Source organism: Mucilaginibacter sp. OK098 (genome assembly GCF_900142915.1).
Lineage (GTDB): Bacteria > Bacteroidota > Bacteroidia > Sphingobacteriales > Sphingobacteriaceae > Mucilaginibacter.
This window is the reverse complement of the sequence record NZ_FRCM01000001.1, coordinates 1355530-1381825: the sequence shown is the minus strand read 5'-3', so window position 1 is coordinate 1381825 and position 26296 is coordinate 1355530. Positions and strand designations below refer to the sequence as shown.

Below are 26296 nucleotides of genomic sequence, written 5' to 3'. Positions count from 1 at the left end.
ATGAAAGCAAAATATATATATATCTGTTTAAGCGCATGCCTGTTATTGATAGCAGGCGGGTGCAAAAAGTTCCTGGAACAGCCGGTACTTGGTCAGTACCAGGGTGATAATTTTTTCACCAATGATGCCAATGCGAAACTGGGAGTAAATGCGGCTTATTCGCCCCTTACTTTTACCGATGCCTCTTCAAATACAATATGGGTTTTAGGCGATTTAGCTTCGGACGATGCCATAAAAGGAAGCAGCGATGGCGACCAGGGTGATTTTTTAAGTATCCAGAATTTTAATATCAATCCTGCAAATTCGGCAGTTGAAGGCCTTTGGAAAAGATATTATGATGGTGTTTTTAAATGTAACGTAGTGACTGATGGGTTAACTGCAAGCAACAAGGCTGTGTCTGAAGCTGTTAAAAATGATGTTGTTGGGCAGGCTGAGTTTTTGCGCGCCTACTATTATTTTAATTTAACAGTAGTTTATGGTGATATCCCGCTGCATTTAAAAGTGGAAACACCGGAAGAGCTGCAAAGCCCAGCTATACCACAGGCGCAAATTTACGCCCAGGTAGAAAAGGATTGCACCGCAGCTGCCAGTGTTTTGCCAATAAGCCGTACCGGCAATGATATAGGCCGGGTTACTAAAGGCGCTGCTTTGGCGCTATTGGCTAAAACGTATCTTTTTGAAAAGAAATGGGCGCTTGCCGCCTCAACTGCTCAAGCTGTTGACGCGTTGGGAGTTTATAGTCTGTTACCTGCTTTTGCAGATAACTTTAGGGCTGCTACTAAAAATAATGCTGAAGGCGTGTTTTCCATTTTACATACTTCGGGCCTGGTTCCTTACCAGGGGAATAATTTAAACGCGTGGTTTGCACCACGGCCGCTAAATGGCTACGGCTTTTATTTGCCAACACAAAACCTGGTTGATAATTTTGAAACTGCACCGGATGGTACGGTTGACCCACGCCTGGATTATACTGTTGCAAGAGCAGGACATTCATATTTCGATAGTGTGTTTGACCCTGCCTGGAGCACAACCGGTTATGTAAGTAAAAAACATACCCAGCCCTTAGCAGAAATTCCGGTAAGCATCAGGGGAGATGGTAATTTAAATTACCAGGCTATCAGGTTTGCCGAGGTATTGTTAATTGAAGCAGAAGCACTTAATGAGGCCGGGAATAGCGGAGCAGCCCTTGCGCCGCTTAACAAGGTGCGTAAACGCGCCCGTGAAAGCTATTTGAATGATAGTTCGTTGCCTGGGTTTGGTACCGTACCTGCAGGTTTATTACCTGATATTACAATTACCGATCAGTCTCAGCTTCGCGATATTATTCGCAAGGAAAGGCGTTCTGAACTGGCTCTTGAGTTTCATCGCTTTTTTGATATTATCCGTTATGGATCAGCCTATGCTGGTAACGCGCTTAAAAACAAGCCTAACTTTAGTTTTACCACCAATCAGTTTTTCCCGATCCCGGAAAGTGAAAGGCAAACTAATTTTAAATTGGGTAAGTAATTATGAAATTTTAAATTTTTAACAATGAGAAAGATGAAAAATTCTATCGCAGCGATCATTATACTGATGGCTACGGTAACCTTAATACAATCGTGCAAAAAACACAGCGATAAGGTTGATTACAATTCCGATAAATCAAAACTTAGCGCTCAAATTGATTCATTAACAGCTGTTTATAATGCGTCTGTTGAGGGGAAACAAGCCGGGGATTATTCCCCGGGAGCGAAAGAGGCGCTCCAAACAGCTCTTACATTAGCAGCCGGCGTTAAAACCGGTTCTTTTACACAACAGCAGGTTAATAACGCCTCGGCAAATCTTATCCGTGCCGGCGTACAATTTAGCGTTAATTTGATCCAGCAAATTTCGGTCGCAAACCTGGTTGCTTCGTGGACATTTAATGGCAATGCTAAAGATGTTTCGGGTAATGGCAACGATGGTACGCTAAAAACAGGATGGGTAGGCCCTTATGGGGTTGCCCCGGTTGACGGCGCTACTTTACCTGTTTTAACTGCCGACCGTTATGGAGTTGCAAACAACGCTTACGACTTTAACAACGGAGCCTATATTGAAGTGCCTTACCAGGCATCATTACGCCCAGGTAGTTTTACTATTTGTGCCTGGATCAAGCCGCATGCCGCCAGTAACGGAAATTATATTTTTTCGTTAGACCGCTGGAACGGTTATAAATTTCAATTACAGGGAGGCAACCTGCCTTTTCTTACCGTAATGACCAGCACTGGCGACCATGACCAGGATGATGGCGGCCCTTCCGTTAAACTGGATCAATGGACGCAAGTTGTAGCGAGCTTTACAAATGGTACAGAGAAATTTTATATTAATGGGGCCCTGGTAAAAACGGCTAACGTTACCGGTGATCCTACAACCCTGGTTTCACCGCCACCCATCGCCATTGGTAATGAATTGCCTAAGCTTTCCTATAACTTAGCAGATTCAAACAGCCCCAATGCTTATTATGGTGGTAATTTCTTTATAGGGAGCCTTGATGACATCCATCTTTATAATAAGGTTTTAAGTGACAACGAAGTTAAATCGTTATATACTATGGAGCAACCATAATGATTTACATAAAAGAATTAATGATGAAGTGAGATTTAGTTGATCAATTAATTCAAAGCATTGCTGAGAGAGCACCCATTTATGGGTGCTTTTTTGTTGTCTTTGAATTCAGTTTATTGGAATCAATTTTTATTTTTAAGCTGAAATTCATATTTTTCATCATCCAAAAGTGTAAACCAAGACAGGGAAAAGACGAAACAAAGTTTTTTTATTATTACAATTCTTTAACAATTTGTATTCTTGTATATTAAATCTGAAAAATCTTTATTTCAGACCACCCTAATTTAAACTTAGTTTTATGAAAAGAGCTTTACCCCAGGCCGAACTTTTTAAGTTCAGTGTGTTTTCTATTAAAAACAATACTTCTCTTCATCCGGCATCAGCTTCAGCTATTTTAAAAGATACTTTTTCCTTTAAGTAATTCAGTATAGATCTATGTATGTTGAATTACAGCTTATATACCGACCAGGAACTTACATCATTGTTGAAAGGGGATGATCACGCTGCCTTTACCGAAATTTATAAAAGGTACTGGAAAAAGATGCTTTTAATAGCCTGGAACCATAGCAATGATAATATCGCATCAAAAGATATTGTACACGAGGTCTTTATTTCTTTATGGGAGCGGCGTAATGTGGTAGAGGTGTTAAATCTTCCGGCTTTTTTAGCTACCTCGGTTAAATTCAGCATTTATAAATACTACCAGCGCGAAACTCACCGGACGGAGCTTGCCAGAAAAAATTATGAATTTAATGAGCTAACCCGCGACGAAGAGAAACTTGATGCGCTGTTTCTTCAGGAATATATCAATGGAATAGTTGAAGAAATGCCCGAGAGATGCCGGTTGGTTTTTCGTTATAGCCGTGAAATTGGCATGAAAAACAACGAGATTGCTGTTAAGATAAACGTTACTGAAAAAGCAGTGGAGGCCAATCTCACCAGGGCTTTAAAAATTATCCGTGCCGAGCTTAAAAATTACGGATGGACGATACTGCTACCGCTTTATGTTATTTATGCGCTACTTAAATAAAGCGCTTTTTTAACCAGGCGAAGATGATGTGACGCATTCAGGCCAAATAGGTATACCGGGGGTTGCAAGCGTTCCATTTTTGCACACGGAACGGGTGAAACGGTGTGAAACATGCTCATTATCAGTTGATTTACTTTTAATGAATCGACAAATAGCTGATAATCAAACTATTTGAAATTATCTCTTTTGTCTCTTCCGGGGAAAAAACGTAACTGCCTCCCGTTTTCGCACAGGGCGGTGCCCTGTACTGATGGATTAAAGCCTTTCAGGCTATAAATTCACTTAAAAATATTTGTCCTGACCCTGAAAGGGTCTAACCCGTTAGCGATGGGCAACGCCCATCGCTATAATTGAGGATTCAAACCCATCGAAATGAAAAAAACCGCGTTTAATTTAGCCGGTTTATAAATTCACCCTACTGACAAAACACTGTCAGCACTTTAACGGCTGCAATCAATTAAATTTGATGTAAACGTTATCCTCATGCCAAGCAACCCATCTTCCGAACGCCCATCTTTCATCGAACAATTGCGCGCTGAAAGCCGCGGACTGCCGCTCCGCCCTGCCAAAAGAAACCGCCACGAACCCTCACGACCCAGCCCCGAAGACTGCCGCCGCATGTTTACCATTGAAAACGGCAACCGCTGGCTGGAGCTGGCCCGCCGCGAACCCGAAGCCAAAATGCTGTTTGGCGAGCTTTGGCACCAGGGCGAACTGTGCATGCTGTTTGCCGATACCAATATCGGCAAATCGGTGCTGGCTGTGCAGATTGGCGAAAGCATTGCACGCGGACAAAGCATTGCACCTTTTACCTGCCAGGCGCCGCCCGCCCGGGTGCTCTACATCGATTTCGAGTTGAGTGCGGCCCAGTTCGGGCTGCGGTACAGCAATGGCGAAGAAGATCACCAATTTTCTGATGACTTTTTCCGTGCCCAGTATAATTTCATCCCCGATCCACCGTCCAATGTCAGCGAAAACGACCTGCTTATTGCCGCCATAGAATATAAGGTAAAACAGGCTAAAGCCACCGTGCTTATTATCGATAACATCACCTGTTTGCGCGGCGGCACCGAAAATTCCGCCGTGGCGCTTGCGCTCATGAAAAGCCTCAAAGCATTAAAAACCGACCACAACCTCTCCATCCTCGTTCTGGCGCATACCCCAAAACGGCGCAACGCCACACAACCCATCAGCGCCGACGACCCGCACGGCAGCAAGCTGCTCATCAACTTTGCCGACAGCGCCTTCGCCATCGGCAAAAGCACCATCGACAATGATCTTTGCTACCTCAAACAAATCAAGCAGCGCAACACCCGCCAACGCTACGGCCACGATAATGTATGCCTGTGCCGCATGCAAAAACCCGGCGCGTTTTTGCACTTCAGGTTCGAAGGCAACAGCGCCGAACGCCATCACCTGCTCAGCCGCAGCACAGCCCACCGCCGGCAACTGATCCATAAAATAGCCGCCCTCTCCGCCGCCGGCCACAGCCAGCGCGACATCAGCAAACAGCTGGGTATAGGTTTGGCTACAGTTAACCGGCTTATCAGATGTGCGGATGGGGAAGGATGTGCGGATATGCGGATGCGTGAATGTGCGGATGGGGAAGGATTTGAAAATTTGAAGATGTGTGGATTTGAAGGTGAGGTATTAGTAGACGATGAAAGATGTGCAGGTGAGAAAGGGTATGCGGCTGCACCAATGACTAATGACCAAAATGGATGTGCGAATATGCAGATGCGTGGATGTGCAGATGGGGACGTACATATAAATGCTCCAATGACCAATGACGTAATGACTAATGACCAAAACGGATGTGCAGATGAGAAAGGATTTGAAAATTTGAAGATGCGTGGATTTGAAGATGAGGTATTAGCAAATAAAGAACGATGGTCGAATGTGCAAATGCGTGAATGTACGAATGGAGAAGAATATGCAAATGACCTCATGACGAATGACCAAAAAATACCTATTCCCACGCGAATCCGGAAAATATCAACAATTGATAAATTACTCACGCCGGAACTGCTGGATCATATACTTAGGACGACAACGCGCGAAAACTCCATCGGTGGGGAGTCGAAGCCAGTGCATTAACGTCCAGGGTTGGCGTTGGAGCATTGGCGTGAACGCCGCGCGTAGATTTGACTCACCCCGGCGTTGCTTCGCTCGCCACCCCTCTCTGCTGCGCAAAGAGGGGATGAAATTTTTATTTCCTTTTTTTCTTACCTCTTTACGCGCAGCGAAGAGAGGTCGGACAGCGCAGCGTCTCCGGGTGAGTCCACTCTGCGCCAGAATGTTGACGCGGTGCATTCGCGTTAACCCCCGACTCAAAAACATATCCCCACAACCAATTAAACCTCAATACCATGACCACCGAATTTACTGCCTGGTGCAACCAATACTACCAACTCACAAGGCTGTTTTCAGAGCGCTGTGAACGCTTCAAAAACCTGTTAGACAATGCGCCGCCTTATGGCAGGCAAAACAGTTTAAGCGATATAGACAACATGATCAGTTATGACCGCAAGATACAAGCCGCTAAGGCGAAAGGAGACAAAACTTTTAAGGAGCTGACAGAGACCAGGCGTACAATCCTGGCGATTATGCGGTATTTTAAAATATCACCCCGCACCATCCTCATAGGCCAGATCGCCGGCGAACTGGAGTATGAGATCTGGGCCAATGAAAAGGATGATCTTTTTATCGGCAAAATCAGGGACCTGCCACAAGAAGCGCTTGACCCTAATATTATAGTGATTAAATGTTGGGATAGTGATAAGGGTGATGAGGATGATTGATAGCTTTATAGCAAACATCATTCTCAAATGAAGTTAAGCAGGCTGGTAGCTATAATTTGCACTTCATTGGATGAAATGCTAGGCTTAAAATAATTAACATAACCAAGCAGATTATCCAAGGTTAAAACTTTCACATATTGAAACTCTTCGTTCGGCTTATGACTTATTAAAACGACCAGGTTTCTTATCGAAATTTTCCTATCTCCCCAGTGATGTTTATTTAAGGATAATCTATCGGTAGAAATTTCTCCATTTAGTATTTTATATAGCGCAAAATTTGCTCTCTTTATTTGTTGAACAGGGGAATATAAATTTGAATTGTTCAACGAATCTTGGCTCCAATTTTTCGTTTCTATCAGAAAAACACCAGAAGGTGATATTAATATGTGGTCAATTTGAACTGAATTTATATAATCATTTTCTTGTCGGTTATAAATGGCGGGATTAAATCTGCAATTAAAATCATTAATTAAAATATAGTCGTCAGATAATTTTTCTAATTCTCTAACCACCTTTTGTTCTCCTATTGCCCCATAGATCGAATTATTTAGCTGGTCGATAATTCTCTTTTTCCCTTCAAGTTCCCGTAGTTGCGGCAAACAACTTTCCATTACTGCATCGTCAAAGGACGAAACGATATATTTATAGCGGCTATTAATTTTGTTATAATCCGCTGTTAAATCTTTGAGGGAATTTTCAATCTTAAGATTGAAAATTAGTTTGATATACCAGATTCTTAGCTTAAGAACGATTTTTTTAACGTAATTAATAAATGCCTGAATAATATTGGCTTGAACTGAAGCTAAGTTGACTAATCGATTTTTTAGTTTTTTAAGCTCCGATAGTAGCTTTTGTTTAACTGCTCTTTTCTTCGTCTTAATGGAATAGTCTAATTGAATTATCTTATCACTAAGCCCATTCCCTTCCTGCTCAACCAAAAATTTATGATTTGAAATGATTTGTTGTCGTGTAACAGAATAATTCTTTTGAAAATCAATTAGCTCATTTAGTGACTTATAGCCATCGATATTGTATTCACGCAAATGCGATTTTATTGTCGTCAGACAGCCAATAGTGTTATATACTTTACACATGTTTATTTGCGAACATTTTATTTATACCATAGTACATACCGCGTTGTAGACATTTTAACGAAGATACGGAAATCGCCAACATCGAAGATTGTGATAATTTGCAATATTACTCCACCGGTTCAAGCGGGCTTAAATTTTTGTGTGCCCAAACAAAATGCTTGAACAGGCGGGAAGGGGTGTTTTACATTTTTGAACTATTTTCGGTGTTATAATCAGAAGGGCCTGTTTGTATTATAAATGTTACGTAATGTTATAGGAGTTCTGATTAGATTAGCAATCGTAACCTATTCACTTACACGCATGAAAATTGTACGACTGAAAGCATCCCTATTTAAAATTTTTGTTCCCGTTATCGTTCTTCTTCTTTCCGCAATTATAATTAACAGTTGTAAAAAAGACTTCAAAACAACTCATGCTCCTTCAGACCCTGTAATTGATCAGGCAAAGGCATGGTATGAAGGCACCTATCCTTTACAAGTTAACACTGTAAGCGGTAAATTGACCACTCAGGGGGTACAGGATTTGAGCCAGCGAATAAATCCGGATTGGCATCTTACCCGCAGGTATAAAAAAGCGGGCAGCGATGTTATCGAAATGCCGGTTAATTCTACAGCCAAATTTGGGCTTGCAGCCCTTATCAATGGAAAGCTTACCAACAAAAGCTATAGCCGTAACTATTTCCTTATACTCAATGACGGCAAGAAATATCGCGCCTGCCTGATGACCGTTATTGCTGATTCTGACTACGTGAAGAATGACACCAGTAAGCTCTCACACAATACCTATGAAAAAAATGACCCTGATTTTAGCGGCAAAGTACTTTATCTGACTCCGAAAGGTGAATATCTTGGCGGTTACGCCTATCGTAACGGGCAACTGGTAACCCCGGCCTCCGCTTCGGAAGGCAAAACTACCCAGCAAATTCAGAGTCTGCAACCAAACATCATGGTGCAGCAATGTACCGACTGGTATTTGGATTATTATGTAGACGGGGAATATTGGTATTCAACTTATATCGGCAGAACCTGTGCTATGGTTGATAATGGTTCAGGGTCGGGAGGTTCGGGAGGTAGCGGCGGTAGCGGTAGTGGTGCGCCGCCCGCCCCCCCATGTGCGCCCCCCGCTGCCCCCCCGGTCAATTCTATAAATGGCAGCCATCTGACCGTAAATTTTATACCACCTCCGGATCCTTGTACACCCGTACCACCTGTAGTAAAGGATACGATAATGACAGACCCTTGTAATGCTGCAAAAACTGCCGCAGGAACTACAACAAATACCATGACGAATAATACACGTCCATTACCAATGCATTCAATTCCGCCATTGGCTATTCTAACAGTGATAGAGAAGCCGCCTTCCACGTAGATAAAGTGGGATCAACATTTACTGCATCAACCCCGGTTGCGACTACGGAAAGCGCTGCGTTTTCATCAACTAACATTACAGCCAATACGACAGCGATAGGGCACTCACATGATGCAAGTTCCTTCCCTCAACCGTCCCCATACGATGTATATCAATTGGGTGAATTATCAGTTAGCCACAACAATATAAAAACAGATCTTGTGGTATCGCCTACGGCTAAATATGCACTGGTAGTTTCCGACCTGAATGCGTTTAAGGCTTTTTTTGCAAAATATAATGAAAGCTACTTACAGAAAGATGCCAGCGGCAATTTTACAGGGGATTTTGATGACAATAAAACATTGGGAAATGATATTGATAATAAGGTCGGTCAGAAAGCCAATAATGCTTATTTGATCGAACATGCAGCTAATCCCAATAACCCGACAAGTGCTGAAAGTATAGCGGCAGGTATTGCAGGCGAAGAAGCTGCCATGGTTTATTTCCTGGGCAATTATAACACGGGCATAACGTTGTTAAAAGCGGATGCAAGCGGCAACTTTTTGGCTGTACACTTTACGCAGACGACGGTCAACGGAGTTACTGTATACCAACCTTCCCCTTGTAATGTAGATTAAAACATAAAAACAAAAGAAATGAAAAAATATTTGATACTAGCTGTAGCAGCTATCTTGATAACCTGTAAAGCTAACGGCGCAATAAATAAAAACCAGTTCCATAATTGGTTATCCTGTCCATGGGCTATAAACCCTGGCCAGGACACCGCGAAATATTTAAAGGAAACCATTCTCCCGCATAAAGAAAAATTTGTTCATCAGCAACTGAATGTGCTGCTTACAGAACTGAATTTAAATGTAAAGTCTTATTCTTATATCCATAATTCAAAACCAGGCCAGCCTTTAAGGGGAATCGTTCTTTTTTTTGACGATGATAAAATCAGTTCAGAAAAATTACACCGTCATATAAACGTTCCTACAATTACAGTGTATTTTGACAAGGAGATTCCCCGGAACGAAGCCTGGACGCTCCAATACAAGGGCCAAGGTGCCTGGCTGCAAGGCGAGAAAGATTATTACGGCAAATTAACCGTGAAGGATCTCGTTGTAAGTAGCGGTGAATAATGGAGGCAAATGTCAAAAAGCACATCTACTTGATCATGGTGTTTTGTCTTGGTTTAGGCAAAGAAAGCAACGCATTAAACAGCCGCGACATTTTAATTCTGGTAAAAACAATGACCTTAACCATCAATCAGGATACCACAAAATTTTTGAAGGATAACATTATTTCCCGGAAAGAAACATTTCTTCATAAAAATTTGAATACACTCCTGAAAGAACTGCACCTGGAAGTAAAATCTTATTCAAATGTTCACAATTCAAACCCCCCCGCCGGTTCAAGCGTCCCGCTTGAACCCCAACCCCGGTCAGCGTCCCGCTGACGTCACCAAATAAATCCCCCGCCGGTTCAAGCGTCCCGCTTGAATCCTATCCCCGGTCAGCGTCCCGCTGACGTTACCAAACAATCTTCAGCGGACTTTCCGGGTTGGCGCTGCTATACCAATATTCATGCGCCGAACCCACAAAGCCTGCTCTTACCGGGTTTTCGTGAGTGTAATCGATTTTTTGCTCAATCACCGCTGGTGTATAAAGCACAACCGGATAATTGCCATTCTGCCAAAACTGATGTTTTTCATTTAACGGATTATGTTTGCCGGCCATGTCAAAAGCTTGCAGCATCCATTCCCGTCGGCTTTCCTGCGCGTTGCCAACTATCATTTTGTAAAGCTCTTTTGATGTGTAGCTTTTAAAGCGTCCCAATACATCGCCTAACGATCCATCGGTAACATTGGCCACCATGTGGATATGGTTGGTCATGATAACATAGGCGTAAATATTCAGGTTCGCGTTTTGCTGACACCATGCCAGGTTTTCGATGATGAAATCGTTGTAATAGCGACGGGTAAATACATCTATCCAATCTACCACGGTTAGGGTCACGAAGTAAAGCTCGTCGGTTGAGGCGTTGCGTTGCATGGTAATAAATATGCAGCTATTTTTTCGACACTGCAAAATGCTTGTTGTAAGCGGGACGCTTACATTTGGCTGGGTTCAAGCGGGACGCTTGAACCGGCGAGAAAATCAAATATAGAAGGTGAATTATCGTTAATTCAATTTAGTTAAATATACTTAAGGAAGCTCATAATCAAATATATATGAATGTCCGCCTTTGGCATCTATAATGATCTTTAGTTCACCACTAATCCCGGTAAGTTCACCTGTGCCCGTACCTGCTACAACAACGATCTTCATTATGCCGCTGGAGGCATCGCCCTTCTTCATTGTCGCATTGTGCGTAAAATAGAAACTTCCGCTTTTACCTCCGAGTTTTCCGTCAACTTTTTCCAGCGCCACATAGGCCATCGTGCCGGTACTTTCAACCAGGCTTGTAAGCATTGATCCTTTCGAGGTACCGGCCAGGTCACCGCTCCATTTTTTGTCAATCGTAAACCGGCCAATGCCTGCATCTTTTTCAATCTGGGTTGTCTCAGCCGGGTTCACCTTTACTTCAAATGTTCCTTTTGCTTGCATGTGTTTTTCTTTTTTAATAGTTTTAATTGGTCCGTTTATCATCAAAATTGTTGAAACAGCCCCGGTAACCAATAGTTTAAGTAAGACATTCATCTGGTTATAATTAATTATCTATGATTCTGAATTATCTCTTTTTTCGGTATATCACCCGCTGTTCATCAATCAAAAATATAGTTGCCATTGACAACCCTATGTCAGCAGTAAATAAAAAAAATTGCAATAAGTAAATTAATTACCCGCCGGTTCAAGCCCACCCACCCGCCGGTTCAAGCGTCCCGCTTGAACCCAAACAAATGTAAGCGTCCCGCTTACAATAACTTTTTTAAACAAAACAGCAACAATACCAAAACTTCACTAACGGTCATTTTGTAACGTCAGCGGGACGCTGACCGCTGTCGGGGTTCAAGCGAGACGCTTGAACCGGCGGGTCTTAGCAAATTAACTTATCACCAAAAGTGGCGAAGCGCCATCAAAAGCTATAAAACGGCACATTTTTTAATTTTATTAAAAATATTTTAATAACCATGTAGGGTTAAGCCATTCGTGCGGTACACATCTGTACTAACACTCAATAACCAATTGAACCAGAAACGTATTTACACTTTAATCCAGAAGTACAGGGATAATACTGCTTCCGAAACTGAAAAGGAGGAGTTGCTAAAATGGTATCGCCAAAAGGCATACCAGGATGCTGAATTCCCGGAAAGCGAGGAAGCCGTTGGCGATTTTATGCTTTCGCGCTTAAATCGTGAAATAAAACCTCCCTCGGGAAGGATCCTGCACATAAAGTGGTTAGCAGCGGCAGCCGTTCTGCTGATTGTTGGTGGCTCATGGCTGTTTATTTCAAAGTTTTCCGGTCGGGCAAATAAAACCAACAATGCTTTAGTACAGAAAAATGATATCCCGCCAGGTCGTAATCAGGCTATATTAACGCTGGCTAATGGCTCGAAAATAGCATTAACCGATACAGGGAAGGGGGAAATCGCCAGTCAGAACGGGATTCAAATAACTAAATCGACTAAAGGACAGTTGATCTATACCATAAAATCATCCGGAGATCCAAACACCGCATCCGGCATAACTCAACCATTAGCTTTTAATACAATTGAAACGCCAAAGGGAGGGCAATTCCAGGTGATCTTACCTGATGGATCAAAGGTATGGCTCAATGCATTTTCATCACTTAAATTCCCGGTAAACTTTAACTCGGCAAAGGAACGCCGTGTTGAATTAAAAGGGGAAGCTTATTTTGAAGTGGTGCATAATGCCGCGCTTCCGTTCCGTGTAATAACTAATAAACAGGTTATAGAAGACCTGGGGACCCGTTTTAATGTAAACGCCTATGATGATGAAGCAAGCTCAAAAACAAGCCTGTTGCAAGGCAAGGTACGCATCATAGCAGGTGGTAAAACTACCCTTCTGATCCCGGGGCAACAAGCAGCTGTTGCAAACGGCATCAAAGTTTCTGAAATAAATACTGAAGAGGTAATTGCATGGAAAAACGGCTATTTCAATTTTGACGATGAAAAATTGGAGAACATAATGAAAAGTGTGGCCCGATGGTATAATGTTGCTGTTGTTTTTGAGGACGAAAGTTTAAAAAATGAAACATTTGGAGCAATAACAACCCGTTTCTCCAATATTTCAACGCTACTCAAAATTATGGAGCAAACCGGCGATGCCCGGTTCAGTATAGAAGGTTCAACCATTAAAATACGAAAGAAAAATCAATCGCCCTGATTGAAGATCAATAATTAAACCAATTAAAACCAACTAAACGATGAGAAATATAGAAACCCCGCCTTAGCGTAAGATAAAAGGTTTAAAAAGCAGAACAGGAGCACTCGTGATGCCCCTGCTCAATGGCTTATTTAAACACTAATGTAATTGTCTTAACATTTCTTACTTAAAAACAGCCTTAACAAATGTATAAATTTTTTACTACAAACATTTGTATGCCTTCGGGCTACGCCAAGAAATTTCTGCGCACAATGAAGATTACCATATTTATCCTCTTTCTTGCTTTTATGCAGGCAAGCGCAGTGGTTTTTTCTCAAAAAATCACTTATAGGGAAAATGATGTCTCGTTAAAAAAAGTGTTAAATGAAATTAATAAACAAACCGGGTATAACGTTTTCTGGTCGCCCAAAAGCATTAAGAATACCCATAAACTAAATGTAAACTTTCAAAACAGCACTATTGAAGAGGCGCTGAACATCTGTTTAAAAGATTTTAACCTTACCTACACCATTGAAGGTAAATCAGTTATTATTAAAGATAGATCGGGTATTAATACAAGCGCCCCTGTAGCTTCGATCATCGCCGATATTACGGTAACGGGAACGGTCAGGGACAATAAAGGAACGCCCCTGCAGGGGGTGACTATTTCCGTAGTGGATAATCCCAAACAGGGAACGGTCACGGACAGGAATGGCAAGTTTATTTTAGACGTAAATAACGGCGCCGTGATCAGGGTTTCTTTTGTTGGTTTTGCTTCGCAAAACTTTACCGTAAGCCCGGATAATAAACTGTTTAATATTGTTTTATTGGAAGATATTAAACAGGCCGAGGAAGTAGTAGTTACTGCTTACGGAAGAAAGGAAAGGAGGGAGGCCGTAGTGGGGTCTGTTACTACTGTAAAGCCGGAAGATTTAAAGATCCCGGCAAGCAATCTTACCAATGCGCTTGCCGGGCAGATAGCCGGTGTGATAGCCTATCAGCCGAGCGGTCAGCCAGGCCAGGATAATGCGCAATTCTTTATCAGGGGGGTAACAACATTTGGTTATAATAAAAGCCCGCTGATCCTGATTGATAACGTTGAGCTTTCGGCAAATGACCTTGCCCGTTTACAGGTTGATGATATTGCCAGTTTTTCTATTTTAAAAGATGCGAGCGCAACCGCACTTTACGGAGCAAGAGGAGCCAACGGTGTTATATTGGTTAGCACCAAAGAAGGTAAGATAGGTAAAACGAAAATTAGTTTCAGGTATGAGAATTCTATTTCACAATCGGCCCAAACTTTGCAGCTGGCAGATCCTATAACTTACATGCGGCTGTATAACGAAGCTACCATCACCCGCGACCCGTTAAGCCCTTTGCCATTCCCTGAAAATAAGATCATAAATACGCAGGCCACGCTGGCGCATGCGCCGGGCAGTAATCAATATGTTTATCCCGCCGTCGACTGGCTAAACTTGTTATTTAAAAAACACACCCTCACACAAAGGGCGGATATGAGTGTAAGTGGCGGCAATGAACTGGCTAAATTTTATGTTTCCGGTTCATACAGTATAGATCATGGGATCCTTAATCAGGATATCGCGAACAATAATAATAACAATGTTAATTTCAGGAACTACCAGTTACGTTCAAATGTTAACATTAATCTTTCTAAAACAACAGAACTTATTGTTAGGCTGGAGGGCATGTTTAATGAATACAATGGCCCGCTAACAACTGATGCATCGTTTCAGACAGATCTGTACAATGTAGCCATGCACACCAGCCCTGTGTTATTCCCTGCTTACTTCCCGGCAGATTCTGCCAATGTGAATACAAAGCATATTTTGTTTGGTAATGTTGGTGGTAATAACAGTATCCAATATAATAATCCCTATGCGGCTTTATTACGCGGGCACAAAAATTACTCCGAATCAAGATTGTCAGCACAGCTGGAACTTAACCAGAATTTGAGGTTTATAACAGATGGCCTTAATTTTCATGGGTTATTCCATACCAACCGTTATTCGTATTTTGAATCACAAATGGGATATTCCCCGTTCTATTACAACGTAGAGAATTACGATAAAACATCAAATCAGTATACGCTTCAATGGCTCAATCCGCAGCCAACCGGAAATAATGTGGCTACTGAATACTTAACATACAACAGGGATCCAAGCACGGATAATTTAAACACCTATATATATTTCCAGGGCGTGTTAGATTACAGTAAGCGGTTAGGAGATCATAACCTGAGCGCCTCATTGATTGGCACGCAGCAGCAAACTGTTTATTCAAATGCCAAAAACCCTGTTACAAAACAGCAGGATCTGCAATACTCATTGCCTTACCGTAATATAACAGTGGCGGGCCGTGCTACTTATTCGTTCAAAAGCCGGTACTTTTTAGAATTTAACTTTGGTTATAATGGAACCGAACGTTTTTCTGCCGATCACAGGTTTGGATTTTTCCCAACGTTAGGTGCATCATGGATAGTGTCTGAAGAGAAGTTCTGGAACGATGATCTGGCGAATATAATTTCACGTTTAAAAATACGCGGGAGCTACGGTATAGTAGGTAACGATGATATTGGCTCACAACGATTTTACTACATTTCTAACGTAAATCTAAATGGCGGCAATCCCGCTACATTTGGCACCAATAATGGTTACACACGCAATGGCGTAACAGTTAATAACTATGCCAATCCGGGTATTACCTGGGAAACCTCGCGCCAGGCTAATGTTGGCCTGGAATTTACATTATTAAAAAACTTGAATGTAGTAGCCGAGGTTTACAAATATCACAGGTATAATATTTTGCAGCAACGTACCATACCCGCAACAATGGGACTTGAGTCAAGTGTTACTGCTAATTTGGGAACAGCCAATACGAAAGGTATTGATCTCCAAATGGATTATAAGCAAGCGTTGGGTAAAAATTTCTGGATCCAGGGTCGCGGTAACTTTACCTTTGCTACAAGCACTTACGGCAACTATGAACAGCCCCAATACAATGAAGCATATCGATATGAGTCGGGGCAACCTATTGACCGTCAGTACGGCTACATTGCAGAACGTCTGTTTGTTGACGATAATGAAGCCAGGAATTCCCCGTCGCAGATCTTTTCAACCAATGGCGTAGCCCCAAAAGGAGGTGATATAAAATACCGCGATTTGAACGGAGATGGAAAGATTGATGGGGCAGATGAAACCTTTATCGGCTACCCTACAATTCCTGAAATTGTTTATGGTTACGGTATTTCTTCAGGGTATAAAGGTTTTGACCTGTCTGCATTTTTCCAGGGACAGGCAAGGGTATCATTCTTTATTGATCCAAACCGGGTAAGCCCCTTTATTCAAAGCCCCGATCCTTATATCTATGGTAATACGCAATTGTTAAAGGCATTCGCCGATGATCATTGGTCTGAAGATAACCAAAACTTGTATGCGCAATACCCAAGGTTAGGTGTAACAGGCAACCAGATAGAGAACAACCGCCAGAATAGTACCTATTGGATGCGCGACGGGAGTTTTCTGCGCCTTAAATCAGTAGAGTTTGGCTATACTTTGCCTTCATCCTTTACCAAAAAAATAAGCGTTAATAAATGCCGCATCTATTTTAATGGCTTAAACCTGTATACATGGGCCCCCTTTAAATTGTGGGATCCGGAGCTTGGAGGTAATGGATTTGCCTATCCTATACAAAAAGTATTCAATATAGGCATAACCGCCACTTTATAGCATCCTTTATTTTTTATAAATAATAGAATTATGAAAAAATATTATAAAATCTTACTACTGATGATCCTGGTATTTTCGGGAGTGTCATGTAAAAAATACCTGAATGTTGTTCCTGACAATACCGGCACGCTGGATTATGCCTTCAGAAACCGCAATGAAGCAGAAAATTATCTTTTTACCTGCTATGCTACGTTACAGCAGTTTTATGACCCCACGGCCAACGTTGGGTTTACTACTTCATCCGAGATCATTTATCCTAATGACCTTACCAACCACCCGCTTATGGAAACTGGATTTGCGCTTATCCGCGGAACCCAAACCAGTGCTAATGTAGGCCTCAATTTTTGGGATGGTGAAAACGGAGGGGTGGCCATTTACCGGTCAATCCGCAGGTGTAACACCATGCTTGAAAATATTGATAAACCCGTTGACCTGAGCCCGTCTGAGAAACAACGCTGGATAGCAGAAGTGAAATTTCTGAAAGCTTACTATCATTATTACCTGGTGCGTTTATACGGACCGATCCCTATCATCAAAACAAATTTAGATATAACAGCTTCAACAGAGCAGGTAAGGGTAGCCAGGTCACCCGTTGATTCTGTTTTCAGCTACATCACCCAATTGCTGGATGAAGCAGCGCCAAACCTGCCGGCGGTTATTGATAATAAGGCGCAGGAACTAGGCCGGATAACCTCGGTTATTGCGCTATCTGTTAAAGCAGAAGTTTTGGCCACAGCAGCAAGCCCTTTATTTAACGGGAATCCTGATTATACGGGGATCAAAAATAAAAATGGGACACCTCTTTTTTCAAGCGCCTACGATGCTTCAAAATGGCAAAAAGCGGCCGATGCTGCTAAAGCGGCCATTGACGCATGTACTGCCGCCGGATTAAAACTATACACCTTTTCTGCACCGGCCATAAGCGTGCCTGATTCTTTAAACAAGGTTTTAACAATACAGAATGCGGTAACAGAAAAATGGGATCAAAATTCTGAGCTGATCTGGGCCCTAAACCCAACATTTCCAGACCAGGGTTATGCTACCCCGAGGATGACCCCAAAGTCAGCTGTAAACATATTCTCAAATCCGTCAACATTTGCGGTTCCGATTTCTACAGCTGAGCTCTTTTATACTGATAAAGGTGTTCCGCTAAATGAAGATAATACATTTGACTATGCCGGGAGATACAACCTGCAGGCCGGTGATTATGCAAGCCGCTTTTATATTCAGAATGGATATACCACTATAAAGGCGCATTTTGGGCGCGAAGCGAGGTTTTATGCGAATATTGCCTTTGATGGCGGTATTTGGTTTGGAAACGGGAAAACAAACACTAATGACCTGTATCATGTAGAAGCACGCGGTAATTCATCATTAGCGGGCCCCAAAGACCTTAACACTTTAAATATAACCGGCTACTGGCCCAAAAAACTGGCCAATTATCTTTCCGTTTATGACGATGGATTTGCATCAATTGAATTTCACTTACCTGTAATGCGCCTTGCCGGCCTGTATTTGTTATATGCCGAGGCCCTGAACGAGGTTAACGGCCCTTCTTCTGATGTATTTACTTATATAGATAAGGTAAGAGCACGTGCCGGCTTACAAGGGGTACAAGCCTCATGGACCGCGTATTCGAAAAATCCTTCAAAGTTCTCTACAAAGGATGGTTTGAGAGCGATAATTCACCAGGAAAGACGAATAGAACTTTGTTTTGAAGCCCAAAGTGGCTGGGATCTGCGCCGATGGAAAGAACTGCAGAGCGTATTAAGCAGCCCATTGCAGGGGTGGAATATTTATGAATCTGAAGCCGGTAATTATTATCATCCGCGCTCAGTTCTGATCCCCGTATTCGGGATAAAGAACTACCTGTGGCCAATTAAGGATAATGACCTTATTGTTGATAATAACCTGGTGCAAAACCCTTACTGGTAGCAGAAACTTAAGCTCGATTCATAAATTTTAAATAATTGAAAGTGATGATAAAGATAAAAAAATATATAAAGCAGCTATTACCGGTGTTACCGTTATTGCTGTTGGTTTTATTAGGGTCATGTAAAAAGAATGACGGGTATACCGTACCGGTATCTACGGATAAAACAAAACCAGGTGTAATTACCAATATAAAAGTCAAAAACCTGAATGGTGCGGCGTATATTACTTATACGTTGCCTAATTCGTCAAATCTTTTATATGTATTGGCGCAATACAATATCAACGGGAAGGTAGTGCGTCAAACCAAATCAAGCTATTACACCGATACCGTTTTGGTTGAAGGTTTTGCAAAAAGCAAAGATTATAGTGTAACCTTATGGTCGGTAAGCCGCGCCAATGTACAGTCTGATCCGGTTACTGTAACTGTTCACCCTGATACCCCTTATTACCTGCTGGTGAAACCAACTATTAAGCTGACGGCTGATTTTGGCGGTGTAAATTTAAAGGCAATAAATCGGGGCAAGTCGCCAGTCGGATTGATTTTGGTAGCGATGGACGTTTCAACCCATGCACTCGAAGTTTCGGATCAACATTATACCAACCAAGACAGTATAAATTATACCATCAGGGGATTTTCTCCAACACCAAGACTAATTGGTGCCTACGTTACTGATAAGTATGGAAATGTTTCCGATACTACACTCATGACCGTAACCCCCATATTTGAAACACTGCTTGATAAAAGCAAATTTTCAATTTATAAATTACCAACAGACAGCCCCACTGCTTACGGATGGGAGGTGCCTTATTTATGGGATAATAAAACCGACGGTTATTCAAACGGATGGCATACCGGGCCGAGTGGGCCGCAACCAATTCAATGCACGTTCAGTATGGGGGTATCCGCGCAATTGAGCCGTTTCATTATGTGGGAAAGACCGGATCAATATTCTTATGCACACGGTAACCCAAAGGATTTTTCTATTTGGGGTTCAAATAAACCGGCTCCGCAGGATGCCTTATTACCACAATCGGCTCCTGTAGGAACTGTAGTTGGCGATTGGGTAGATATAGGTAATTATCATTTTCCTGATCCGCCATCGGGTCTTACACCCGGCTTTACCAACGCTGCTGATAATGCATTTGTAGCGGCAGGGGTTAATTTTGATATCCCCCCGGGTGCGCCTGTTATAAGATATTTCCGCCTGTTAGTTCACGACACATGGTCGAATGGAGATTTTGCGCACGTGATGGAATTTTCAATTTATGGTAACCCGCAGTAACATTTATTAATGTTTAAATAAAAAAATTATGAAATTAATTTTCAAAATAGCTATAGTACTGATACTGGCAGGTAGCTTTATCGGTTGTGTAAAACGAGATACGGAGTTTAAGAATTTTTTGAACGGGAAAGAACTTGTATATCCCGGGGTTGTAAATAACCCGCATTACGAACCGGGTAATTTGAGAGTAGAGCTGCTCTGGAATCCAAGTCCTGATCCTAGTATAATTAAGTATGTTGTTTTCTGGAATAACCATGCCGATTCGCTGACCTATACATCATCAGACCACAACCCGGCAGATACTTTACACGTAATTGTACCCAATCTGAGTGAATATTCTTATTCCTTTATCGTTTACTCTTATGATGCGCAAGGTAATAAGTCAATCCCGCTCAATATTAATAATGTAAAAGTTTACGGACCAGGCTATCAGTCGGGTCTCGTAAACAGGGCTTATAAGGTAGCAGCCCCTTACACCATATCTGCCAATGGAAATGTTACCCTTAACTTTTACAAAATTGACACAGCGGGTGAAACGTTCAGCTTTGCTCATAATACTTCAACCACCATCAAGTATACAAACAGGAGCGGGCAAGCGGTTGAAAAATTGTTATACAGGGATAGCAGTATTACGTTAACCGATTTTAAAGGAGGATCAACGCTGGAATACAGGTCGGCTTATGTACCGGTTAAGGGGGCTATTGATACCTTTAATGTGAATAATTACACCGTATTCCCGCAAATATTCGGATATGCAGCTTGTGACAAATCCAAGTTTTCAAAGGTAAAGCTCCCGAATGATATGAATCCCTATGAAGGCGATACAGACATAGACCGGCTTTGGGATGGGAGCGTTGGCCCCCAGGGATTTCCTAATATCTTTCATAGTGATGGCGCGCACCAGCTTCCTCAAACGCTAACATTTGACATGGGCAAGATCTATAACAGTTTAACCCAGATAGAGGAAACAGGGCGCAATTGCTGCCACAACCCGGATGATTTTGAAGTTTGGGGCATTACCGATATTACCAATGCTGCAACTACATTGCAGCCGAATGATCCGGGATGGACCGCAGAGGCCATTGCGAAAGGATGGAAATTACTAAAAGAAGTTAAGAGAACAGATGATGGGCAGGCCGCATTGAAATTTAACCTGGATAACACCGCTGTTCCTGCACGTTATATCCGGATCAGGATAAAGCATAATTCAGACGGAGAGGGCAGCTATACTAATTTAAGTGAGATCACCATGTTTTATAATGTGCTGAACTAAATGATATAAAATTTCGCCTAAATCCCACTAATATGATATATCAATAAGTCATTCTGATGGAATGGCTTATTGGTTATCTTTCTCCAAATAAATGTCGAAACGCTGCTATCGAAGATAGCCTGCAAAGCAAGGGCCGAAAAGCCTTCATGGAATACATCCATATCTGTTTTATACACCGGCCATTTATTCCAATTTCTTTAATTGCACTGCCTTTTTTCGCTTTTGGTTGTTCGCACACATACCGGCCGACAATTTGCCGGGCTAGTAAACCTACAGGCCCAATCTCTTACATAATTAAAAAATGTGCAACATATGAGTTGTTTATTAAGAAAATATTAATAATATTTAAAAAATAAAATTATATTCATAATGTTATTGATAAATCAAAGATGAATTTCGAAGGTTGTAGCTTATGACTTCTGCAAAAGCCAATAGCGAAAAAGATATTTTATTGTGGAGTTCATTTAAGTTGGGCGACTGGGACGCATACGCCGAACTATATAATAATTACTTCAAGCTTTTAAATAATTACGGCCATAAGTTTACAGGTGATCTCAGCCTGATAGAAGATGCTGTACACGATTTATTTGTAAAACTATGGAACACTAAACAGAACTTAGGTAACCCCGAATCTGTAAAAAACTATTTATTTAAATCATTACGCAGTATCATTTTTAGAAAACTACAATCAGGCTCAAAGTTTGTGGGTATTGATGACGATTACTCCTTTGCTTTTGAAGTATCGTTTGATCACCAATATATTGCTGATGAAGAAGAAAAGAAACTCCAGGCTGGGATAAAATCTGTTGTTCAAACACTCCCCGCACGCCAGCGGGAAATTATTTATTTGCGTTTTTACGAAGGCCTTGGCTATGAAGAAATTGCTGATATAATGTGCATCAATGTAAATTCAGCATATAAACTGTTATACAAGGCTTTAAATAAATTACAGGATCTGCTCCACGTATCAAAACTCTCCATTCTTTTAGCGCTATTGTACGGTTTGAAAACAAACAATCAAATTATTATAAACAATGCCTTTTAATGAGGTCGTTATTTTTAATGATACACTTTCAGTAATGTTATTAAGATAGTAGCGCCTTAACTATCCACTTAATGATCCGGATTCTTTTCTACCGAAGTTCTGTAAAATGTTATTCGCTTTTTAAACTCTTTACCGGGTTGGCCAAAGCGGCCTTTATAGCCTGGAAACTTATGGTAATCAAAGTGATCATGATCGTCATAATAGCTGATAACACAAATACTCCGGGCCCTATAGTTACCCGGTATTCATATTTTTGTAACCAGTCATTCAGAAAATATAAAGCTATTGGTGAAGCAAGTACACAACTTATCGTTACCAAAAGAATAAAATCCCCTGATAACAGCATCCATACCCGTGCTATAGAAGCGCCTAAAACTTTGCGGATTGCAATCTCTTTTGTACGTTGTTCGGCTATATAAGCAGCCAAACCAAATAATCCAAGGCAAGATACAAAAATGGCCAAGCCGGCAAAAATGCCTGCAAGTTTGCCCACAAGTGTTTCCATGTTGAATTTGTGATCGTAAGCTTCATGTACAAACCCATAGGTAAATGGATAAGCAGGGTTATATTTATCAAATATCTTCCCGATCTTTTCGATGGCTGTGTGTGGGTTATTACCGGATGCCAACCGATAGATCACCTGGCTGCCAAATTGTCCATGGGTAAATACCAAAGGTTCGACAGGTGTAAACGGTGATTCCATCAGCGCATCCTTCACAACTCCTATGATCCGTGACCGGCCGTTGATGCCATTAAAACCGATCAATTTGTTAATGGGTTCTTTTAAGCCCATTCGTCTAACGGCCGCTTCGTTAACAATAATATTATTGGCATCAGTATTAACATCAGCCGAAAAATTCTGACCATCAATGAGCTTCATGCCGACAGTTTTAAAATAATTGTTGTCTGTAATTATTGCCCCAACATTTATTGCCTGCTCACCCGCTGTTTGTCCGGGCCAACCTGCTATGCCGGTATGCCAGCCGATATTGGTAACAGGGCTTGATGCTTTGGTAACATTCTCCACCATGCCCGAGGCCATCAGGTCATTTTTAAAGGGCTCATAGTGATCGGCCAGGTCTTTAGTCATGAAAGTTGATACTAACCTGTCGGCGCTATACCCTATAGGGCGGTCTTTGGCATATTGAATTTGTTGATAAATGATCACTGTGCTAATGATAAATGCTACAGAGCAACTAAACTGCAGCACTACCAATATTTTTCGGGGTAACGCCGCCGCCTTACCTACCTGGATACTGCCCTTTAATACTTTTACCGGATTAAATGACGATAGATAAAATGCAGGCCTGCTGCCAGCCAGCAAACCGGTGGCGAGTACATAACTGATCATGATGCACCAGAAAATAGGATTTTGATAAGGAATTTGGACGACACTGTTTGTAAGTACGTTGAACTCGGGAAGAGCTAACCGTACAAAAACTATCGATAACAGGAAAGCGAGAAAAGTGATCAGGATGGATTCTGTCAGGAACTGAAAGATCAAGTCGCGCCGCTGGGAGCCGATAGCTTTACGAACTCCTACTTCGCGCGCACGTTTTTCGGAACGGGCTGTTGAAAGGTTCACGAAATTGATACATGCGATCAGGAGCACCAGCGCACCAATAATGCCGAACATCCGCACATAATCAATAAAGCCACCAGTTGCTTTACCGTTTTTGAAATCGGAATACAGGTGCCAGTCTTTTAAAGGATACAGAAAAACTTCCGGCTTAAAAGCACGGACGTTGGGATTATTTTGATAGACCAGGTTTTTGATCTTAGCGGCGATTTGCGTATTGGTGACACCAGGTTGCAGCCCCACAAAAATTTCAAACGAGGAGTTGTCCCACTGATTACGGGCATTTTTCACCCAGTCTGCCGTCTGTTCAGCATAGCTGAAGGGCATCAGAAAATGGAATTGCATGGATGCGTTAGCCGGAAAGTCCTTCATCAGCCCGGTAACTTTCACATCGTGCTGGTTATCGATCCTGATGGTTTTGCCTATTGGATTGTCATCGCCAAATAAGGACCTTGCAGTTGATTCATCAAGCACAATGGAATATGGGGCCTTCAATACACTGTTTACATTGCCCTTTACCAGGGGATACTGAAATATTTTAAGAAAATCGGGCGCCACGGTGCCGCCGTTGATGAGTAATTTCTTGTCGCCTACCATGAAGTCGTGCGTCTGAAAATCATCCATGTCAGTCTCAGCCACATACTTTATACCTGGAATAGTATTCCTGAGTACATCAGCCAATGGAATAGCTACTGTGCCAGAGGTACGCGTACCGTCATGTTGGTTGGTATAATTAACTTTAACTGCATAGGCCTGCTGATAACCGGGCAGGAAACGATCGTACGAATACTGGTTAAACACCCAAAGGCCAATGAGCAAGGCAACGGCCATTCCGGTGGCAAGGCCAATAATATTTAGTGCGCTGTAAACCTTGTTGTTATACATATTGCGCCAGGCAATTTTTAAATAGTTCCTGATCATGGCGATAAGTTAAGTACGATGAATAGATATCTGTATATCATACTTAAATACGATGCCAAACTTGTAATTGGTTGATTACGTGTGTCTTGTTGAAAATTCAACGATTGGGATTGTACCGATAGCGAACATGTATCGTCCGCATTCATTGCATCGGCAGAAGAGCGTCAACCGGGCAAGAAGTCGCATTAAAAAACAAATAATCAAATTATTAAAAGTTTTTTTTGAAATGAAGGGATAATTTGCCCACCTCCATGTATATAAGAATAAAAACAAACTTTTATTGTACATGGATTCTTCTAAATACGTTACATATACCCTGCAAAACTTTCTTGATGACGACCTTTTTATTCAGTGGGTTATAAGCCCTGATGAAGAAACTAATTTATTCTGGAATTCATTTATTGAGCAATTCCCCGGTAAAAAAGGTACTATTACCCAGGCCGCACAAATAATTACTACATACCGCAAACAGGATACCTTTTATAATGAAGACCGCCAGGCATTGGTTTGGAACCGCATCGAAGCCGCGGTTATGGAGCAGCAGGCCATTAAACCAAAAATCTTCAGGATGCCGCAATACCTGCGCATTGCTGCAATGCTATTACTGGTTAGTTCAATTGGTTTGGCATTATGGCTTTATAATAAAGACCGCACAGTTACCACCACTTATGGCGAATTGCGTACTGTTACCTTGCCTGATCAATCAACAGTAGTGCTGAATGGCAATTCCACCATAAAATATGCTGCTCATTGGGAAAAGGGCCCGCGTGAGGTTTGGATCACCGGTGAGGGCTTTTTTAAAGTACGGCACATTAACCGCGACACACTGCATATTAAAACGTCCGAACGTTTTATCGTGCATTGCAGCGATGTGAATATTGAAGTGCTGGGTACCACATTTAACGTAAAAAACAGGCATAATAAAACCAATGTCGGGTTGGTAAACGGTAAGATCCGGGTTGATTATTTCGACTCTGTTTTAACCAGTCATAACGCCCTGGTTATGAAACCGGGCGATTATATTGAATATGCCCACAAGCACCTGGTTGAAAAAAGGAAGCTTGCCGAGCCTGTTAAAATTACGAGCTGGACCCAGCATCTTTTGCGCTTTAGCGATGCTACACTGAATGAAATAACAGAAACCTTGCAGGATGACTATGGCTATCATGTATCACTGGCAGAGCCGTCTATGGCTGCTATGCGCATTGAAGGGGAGATAAATGTAATGAGCGTTAGCGAGCTACTGGAAACCATATCAACAACACTGCATGTTCAGGTAAAACAAACTGATAAAAATATAACTATTATATCTCAAAATCCCTAATGATCTC

20 protein-coding genes are annotated in these 26296 nt (G+C 41.9%); 16 read left to right on the top strand and 4 right to left on the bottom strand.

Features of this window, described 5'->3' with window-relative positions; translation table 11 throughout:
• The 6 genes from BUE31_RS05715 to BUE31_RS05695 all read left to right on the top strand — a co-directional run bounded on the left by BUE31_RS05715 (position 1) and on the right by BUE31_RS05695 (position 6414).
• Positions 1-1506 (top strand): RagB/SusD family nutrient uptake outer membrane protein, encoded by a 1506-nt coding sequence (locus BUE31_RS05715; RefSeq protein WP_073401063.1) that lies wholly within the window; start codon positions 1-3, stop codon positions 1504-1506.
• Between the two features lie 33 nt (positions 1507-1539).
• The gene (locus tag BUE31_RS05710) at positions 1540-2583 is read left to right on the top strand and encodes a LamG domain-containing protein (RefSeq protein ID WP_073401060.1); all 1044 of its coding nucleotides are present in this window, start codon (positions 1540-1542) and stop codon (positions 2581-2583) included.
• A 298-nt stretch (positions 2584-2881) separates the two neighbouring features.
• Complete coding sequence (locus BUE31_RS31530; RefSeq protein ID WP_255376650.1) at positions 2882-3004, top strand: hypothetical protein; 123 nt, start codon at positions 2882-2884, stop codon at positions 3002-3004.
• Positions 3005-3022: 18 nt separating this feature from the next.
• Complete coding sequence (locus BUE31_RS05705) at positions 3023-3613, top strand: sigma-70 family RNA polymerase sigma factor (protein ID WP_073401058.1); 591 nt, start codon at positions 3023-3025, stop codon at positions 3611-3613.
• Positions 3614-4096: 483 nt separating this feature from the next.
• On the top strand, positions 4097-5710 hold the full coding sequence (locus BUE31_RS05700) for an AAA family ATPase (RefSeq protein ID WP_073401056.1): 1614 nt from the start codon (positions 4097-4099) through the stop codon (positions 5708-5710).
• 272 nt (positions 5711-5982) lie between these two features.
• Positions 5983-6414 (top strand): hypothetical protein, encoded by a 432-nt coding sequence (locus BUE31_RS05695; RefSeq protein ID WP_073401054.1) that lies wholly within the window; start codon positions 5983-5985, stop codon positions 6412-6414.
• Positions 6415-6437: 23 nt separating this feature from the next.
• Here the strand turns inward: BUE31_RS05695 and BUE31_RS05690 are convergent, their stop codons facing one another.
• The gene (locus BUE31_RS05690; protein WP_073401052.1) at positions 6438-7508 is read right to left on the bottom strand and encodes a nuclease-related domain-containing protein; all 1071 of its coding nucleotides are present in this window, start codon (positions 7506-7508) and stop codon (positions 6438-6440) included.
• 300 nt (positions 7509-7808) lie between these two features.
• Here BUE31_RS05690 and BUE31_RS05685 point away from each other — a divergent pair, with 300 nt between their 5' ends.
• Genes BUE31_RS05685 through BUE31_RS05675 form a run of 3 tightly spaced genes read left to right on the top strand, consistent with a single transcriptional unit; the run spans position 7809 to position 9997 of the window.
• Positions 7809-8876, top strand: coding sequence for a hypothetical protein (locus BUE31_RS05685; RefSeq protein ID WP_073401050.1), 1068 nt, complete (start codon positions 7809-7811; stop codon positions 8874-8876).
• Positions 8877-8881: 5 nt separating this feature from the next.
• Entirely contained in the window at positions 8882-9493 is a 612-nt protein-coding gene (locus BUE31_RS05680) for a hypothetical protein (protein WP_073401048.1), read from the top strand.
• Positions 9494-9511: 18 nt separating this feature from the next.
• Positions 9512-9997, top strand: coding sequence for a hypothetical protein (locus BUE31_RS05675; protein WP_073401046.1), 486 nt, complete (start codon positions 9512-9514; stop codon positions 9995-9997).
• Between the two features lie 390 nt (positions 9998-10387).
• On the opposite strand, the gene BUE31_RS05665 is transcribed toward BUE31_RS05675, so the two are convergent.
• Positions 10388-10909: an REP-associated tyrosine transposase gene (locus BUE31_RS05665; protein WP_073401042.1), complete on the bottom strand. Its 522-nt coding sequence runs from the start codon at positions 10907-10909 to the stop codon at positions 10388-10390.
• A gap of 153 nt (positions 10910-11062) precedes the next feature.
• Positions 11063-11557, bottom strand: a complete 495-nt coding sequence (locus tag BUE31_RS05660) for a DUF3224 domain-containing protein (RefSeq protein ID WP_200801862.1) — start codon at positions 11555-11557, stop codon at positions 11063-11065.
• Between the two features lie 486 nt (positions 11558-12043).
• Here BUE31_RS05660 and BUE31_RS05655 point away from each other — a divergent pair, with 486 nt between their 5' ends.
• The 6 genes from BUE31_RS05655 (at position 12044) to BUE31_RS05630 (ending at position 22465) form a co-directional block, all read left to right on the top strand.
• Positions 12044-13204, top strand: coding sequence for a FecR family protein (locus tag BUE31_RS05655; RefSeq protein ID WP_073401040.1), 1161 nt, complete (start codon positions 12044-12046; stop codon positions 13202-13204).
• Between the two features lie 185 nt (positions 13205-13389).
• A complete protein-coding gene (locus tag BUE31_RS05650) occupies positions 13390-16929 on the top strand; it encodes a TonB-dependent receptor (RefSeq protein ID WP_234997753.1) in 3540 nt (1179 codons plus the stop codon).
• Positions 16930-16959: 30 nt separating this feature from the next.
• Positions 16960-18864: a RagB/SusD family nutrient uptake outer membrane protein gene (locus tag BUE31_RS05645; RefSeq protein WP_073401036.1), complete on the top strand. Its 1905-nt coding sequence runs from the start codon at positions 16960-16962 to the stop codon at positions 18862-18864.
• 44 nt (positions 18865-18908) lie between these two features.
• On the top strand, positions 18909-20147 hold the full coding sequence (locus tag BUE31_RS05640) for a DUF5000 domain-containing lipoprotein (protein WP_073401034.1): 1239 nt from the start codon (positions 18909-18911) through the stop codon (positions 20145-20147).
• A 28-nt stretch (positions 20148-20175) separates the two neighbouring features.
• Positions 20176-21420, top strand: a complete 1245-nt coding sequence (locus BUE31_RS05635; RefSeq protein WP_073401032.1) for a DUF4998 domain-containing protein — start codon at positions 20176-20178, stop codon at positions 21418-21420.
• A gap of 412 nt (positions 21421-21832) precedes the next feature.
• Entirely contained in the window at positions 21833-22465 is a 633-nt protein-coding gene (locus BUE31_RS05630) for an RNA polymerase sigma factor (protein ID WP_073401030.1), read from the top strand.
• Between the two features lie 109 nt (positions 22466-22574).
• Here the strand turns inward: BUE31_RS05630 and BUE31_RS05625 are convergent, their stop codons facing one another.
• A complete protein-coding gene (locus BUE31_RS05625) occupies positions 22575-24965 on the bottom strand; it encodes an ABC transporter permease (protein ID WP_073401028.1) in 2391 nt (796 codons plus the stop codon).
• 286 nt (positions 24966-25251) lie between these two features.
• Here BUE31_RS05625 and BUE31_RS05620 point away from each other — a divergent pair, with 286 nt between their 5' ends.
• The gene (locus tag BUE31_RS05620; protein WP_073401026.1) at positions 25252-26289 is read left to right on the top strand and encodes a FecR family protein; all 1038 of its coding nucleotides are present in this window, start codon (positions 25252-25254) and stop codon (positions 26287-26289) included.
• The last annotated feature ends 7 nt before the right edge of the window (positions 26290-26296 follow it).

Coding starts and splice junctions, on each gene's coding strand:
- BUE31_RS05710 (WP_073401060.1), top strand. CDS start 1,540: ATGAAAAATTCTATCGCAGCGATCATTATACTGATGGCTACGGTAACC.
- BUE31_RS05640 (WP_073401034.1), top strand. CDS start 18,909: ATGATAAAGATAAAAAAATATATAAAGCAGCTATTACCGGTGTTACCG.
- BUE31_RS05630 (WP_073401030.1), top strand. CDS start 21,833: ATGACTTCTGCAAAAGCCAATAGCGAAAAAGATATTTTATTGTGGAGT.
- BUE31_RS05625 (WP_073401028.1), bottom strand. CDS start 24,965: ATGATCAGGAACTATTTAAAAATTGCCTGGCGCAATATGTATAACAAC.
- BUE31_RS05685 (WP_073401050.1), top strand. CDS start 7,809: ATGAAAATTGTACGACTGAAAGCATCCCTATTTAAAATTTTTGTTCCC.
- BUE31_RS31530 (WP_255376650.1), top strand. CDS start 2,882: ATGAAAAGAGCTTTACCCCAGGCCGAACTTTTTAAGTTCAGTGTGTTT.
- BUE31_RS05650 (WP_234997753.1), top strand. CDS start 13,390: ATGTATAAATTTTTTACTACAAACATTTGTATGCCTTCGGGCTACGCC.
- BUE31_RS05635 (WP_073401032.1), top strand. CDS start 20,176: ATGAAATTAATTTTCAAAATAGCTATAGTACTGATACTGGCAGGTAGC.
- BUE31_RS05620 (WP_073401026.1), top strand. CDS start 25,252: ATGGATTCTTCTAAATACGTTACATATACCCTGCAAAACTTTCTTGAT.
- BUE31_RS05675 (WP_073401046.1), top strand. CDS start 9,512: ATGAAAAAATATTTGATACTAGCTGTAGCAGCTATCTTGATAACCTGT.
- BUE31_RS05695 (WP_073401054.1), top strand. CDS start 5,983: ATGACCACCGAATTTACTGCCTGGTGCAACCAATACTACCAACTCACA.
- BUE31_RS05660 (WP_200801862.1), bottom strand. CDS start 11,557: ATGAATGTCTTACTTAAACTATTGGTTACCGGGGCTGTTTCAACAATT.
- BUE31_RS05645 (WP_073401036.1), top strand. CDS start 16,960: ATGAAAAAATATTATAAAATCTTACTACTGATGATCCTGGTATTTTCG.
- BUE31_RS05700 (WP_073401056.1), top strand. CDS start 4,097: ATGCCAAGCAACCCATCTTCCGAACGCCCATCTTTCATCGAACAATTG.
- BUE31_RS05665 (WP_073401042.1), bottom strand. CDS start 10,909: ATGCAACGCAACGCCTCAACCGACGAGCTTTACTTCGTGACCCTAACC.
- BUE31_RS05715 (WP_073401063.1), top strand. CDS start 1: ATGAAAGCAAAATATATATATATCTGTTTAAGCGCATGCCTGTTATTG.
- BUE31_RS05705 (WP_073401058.1), top strand. CDS start 3,023: ATGTTGAATTACAGCTTATATACCGACCAGGAACTTACATCATTGTTG.
- BUE31_RS05690 (WP_073401052.1), bottom strand. CDS start 7,508: ATGTGTAAAGTATATAACACTATTGGCTGTCTGACGACAATAAAATCG.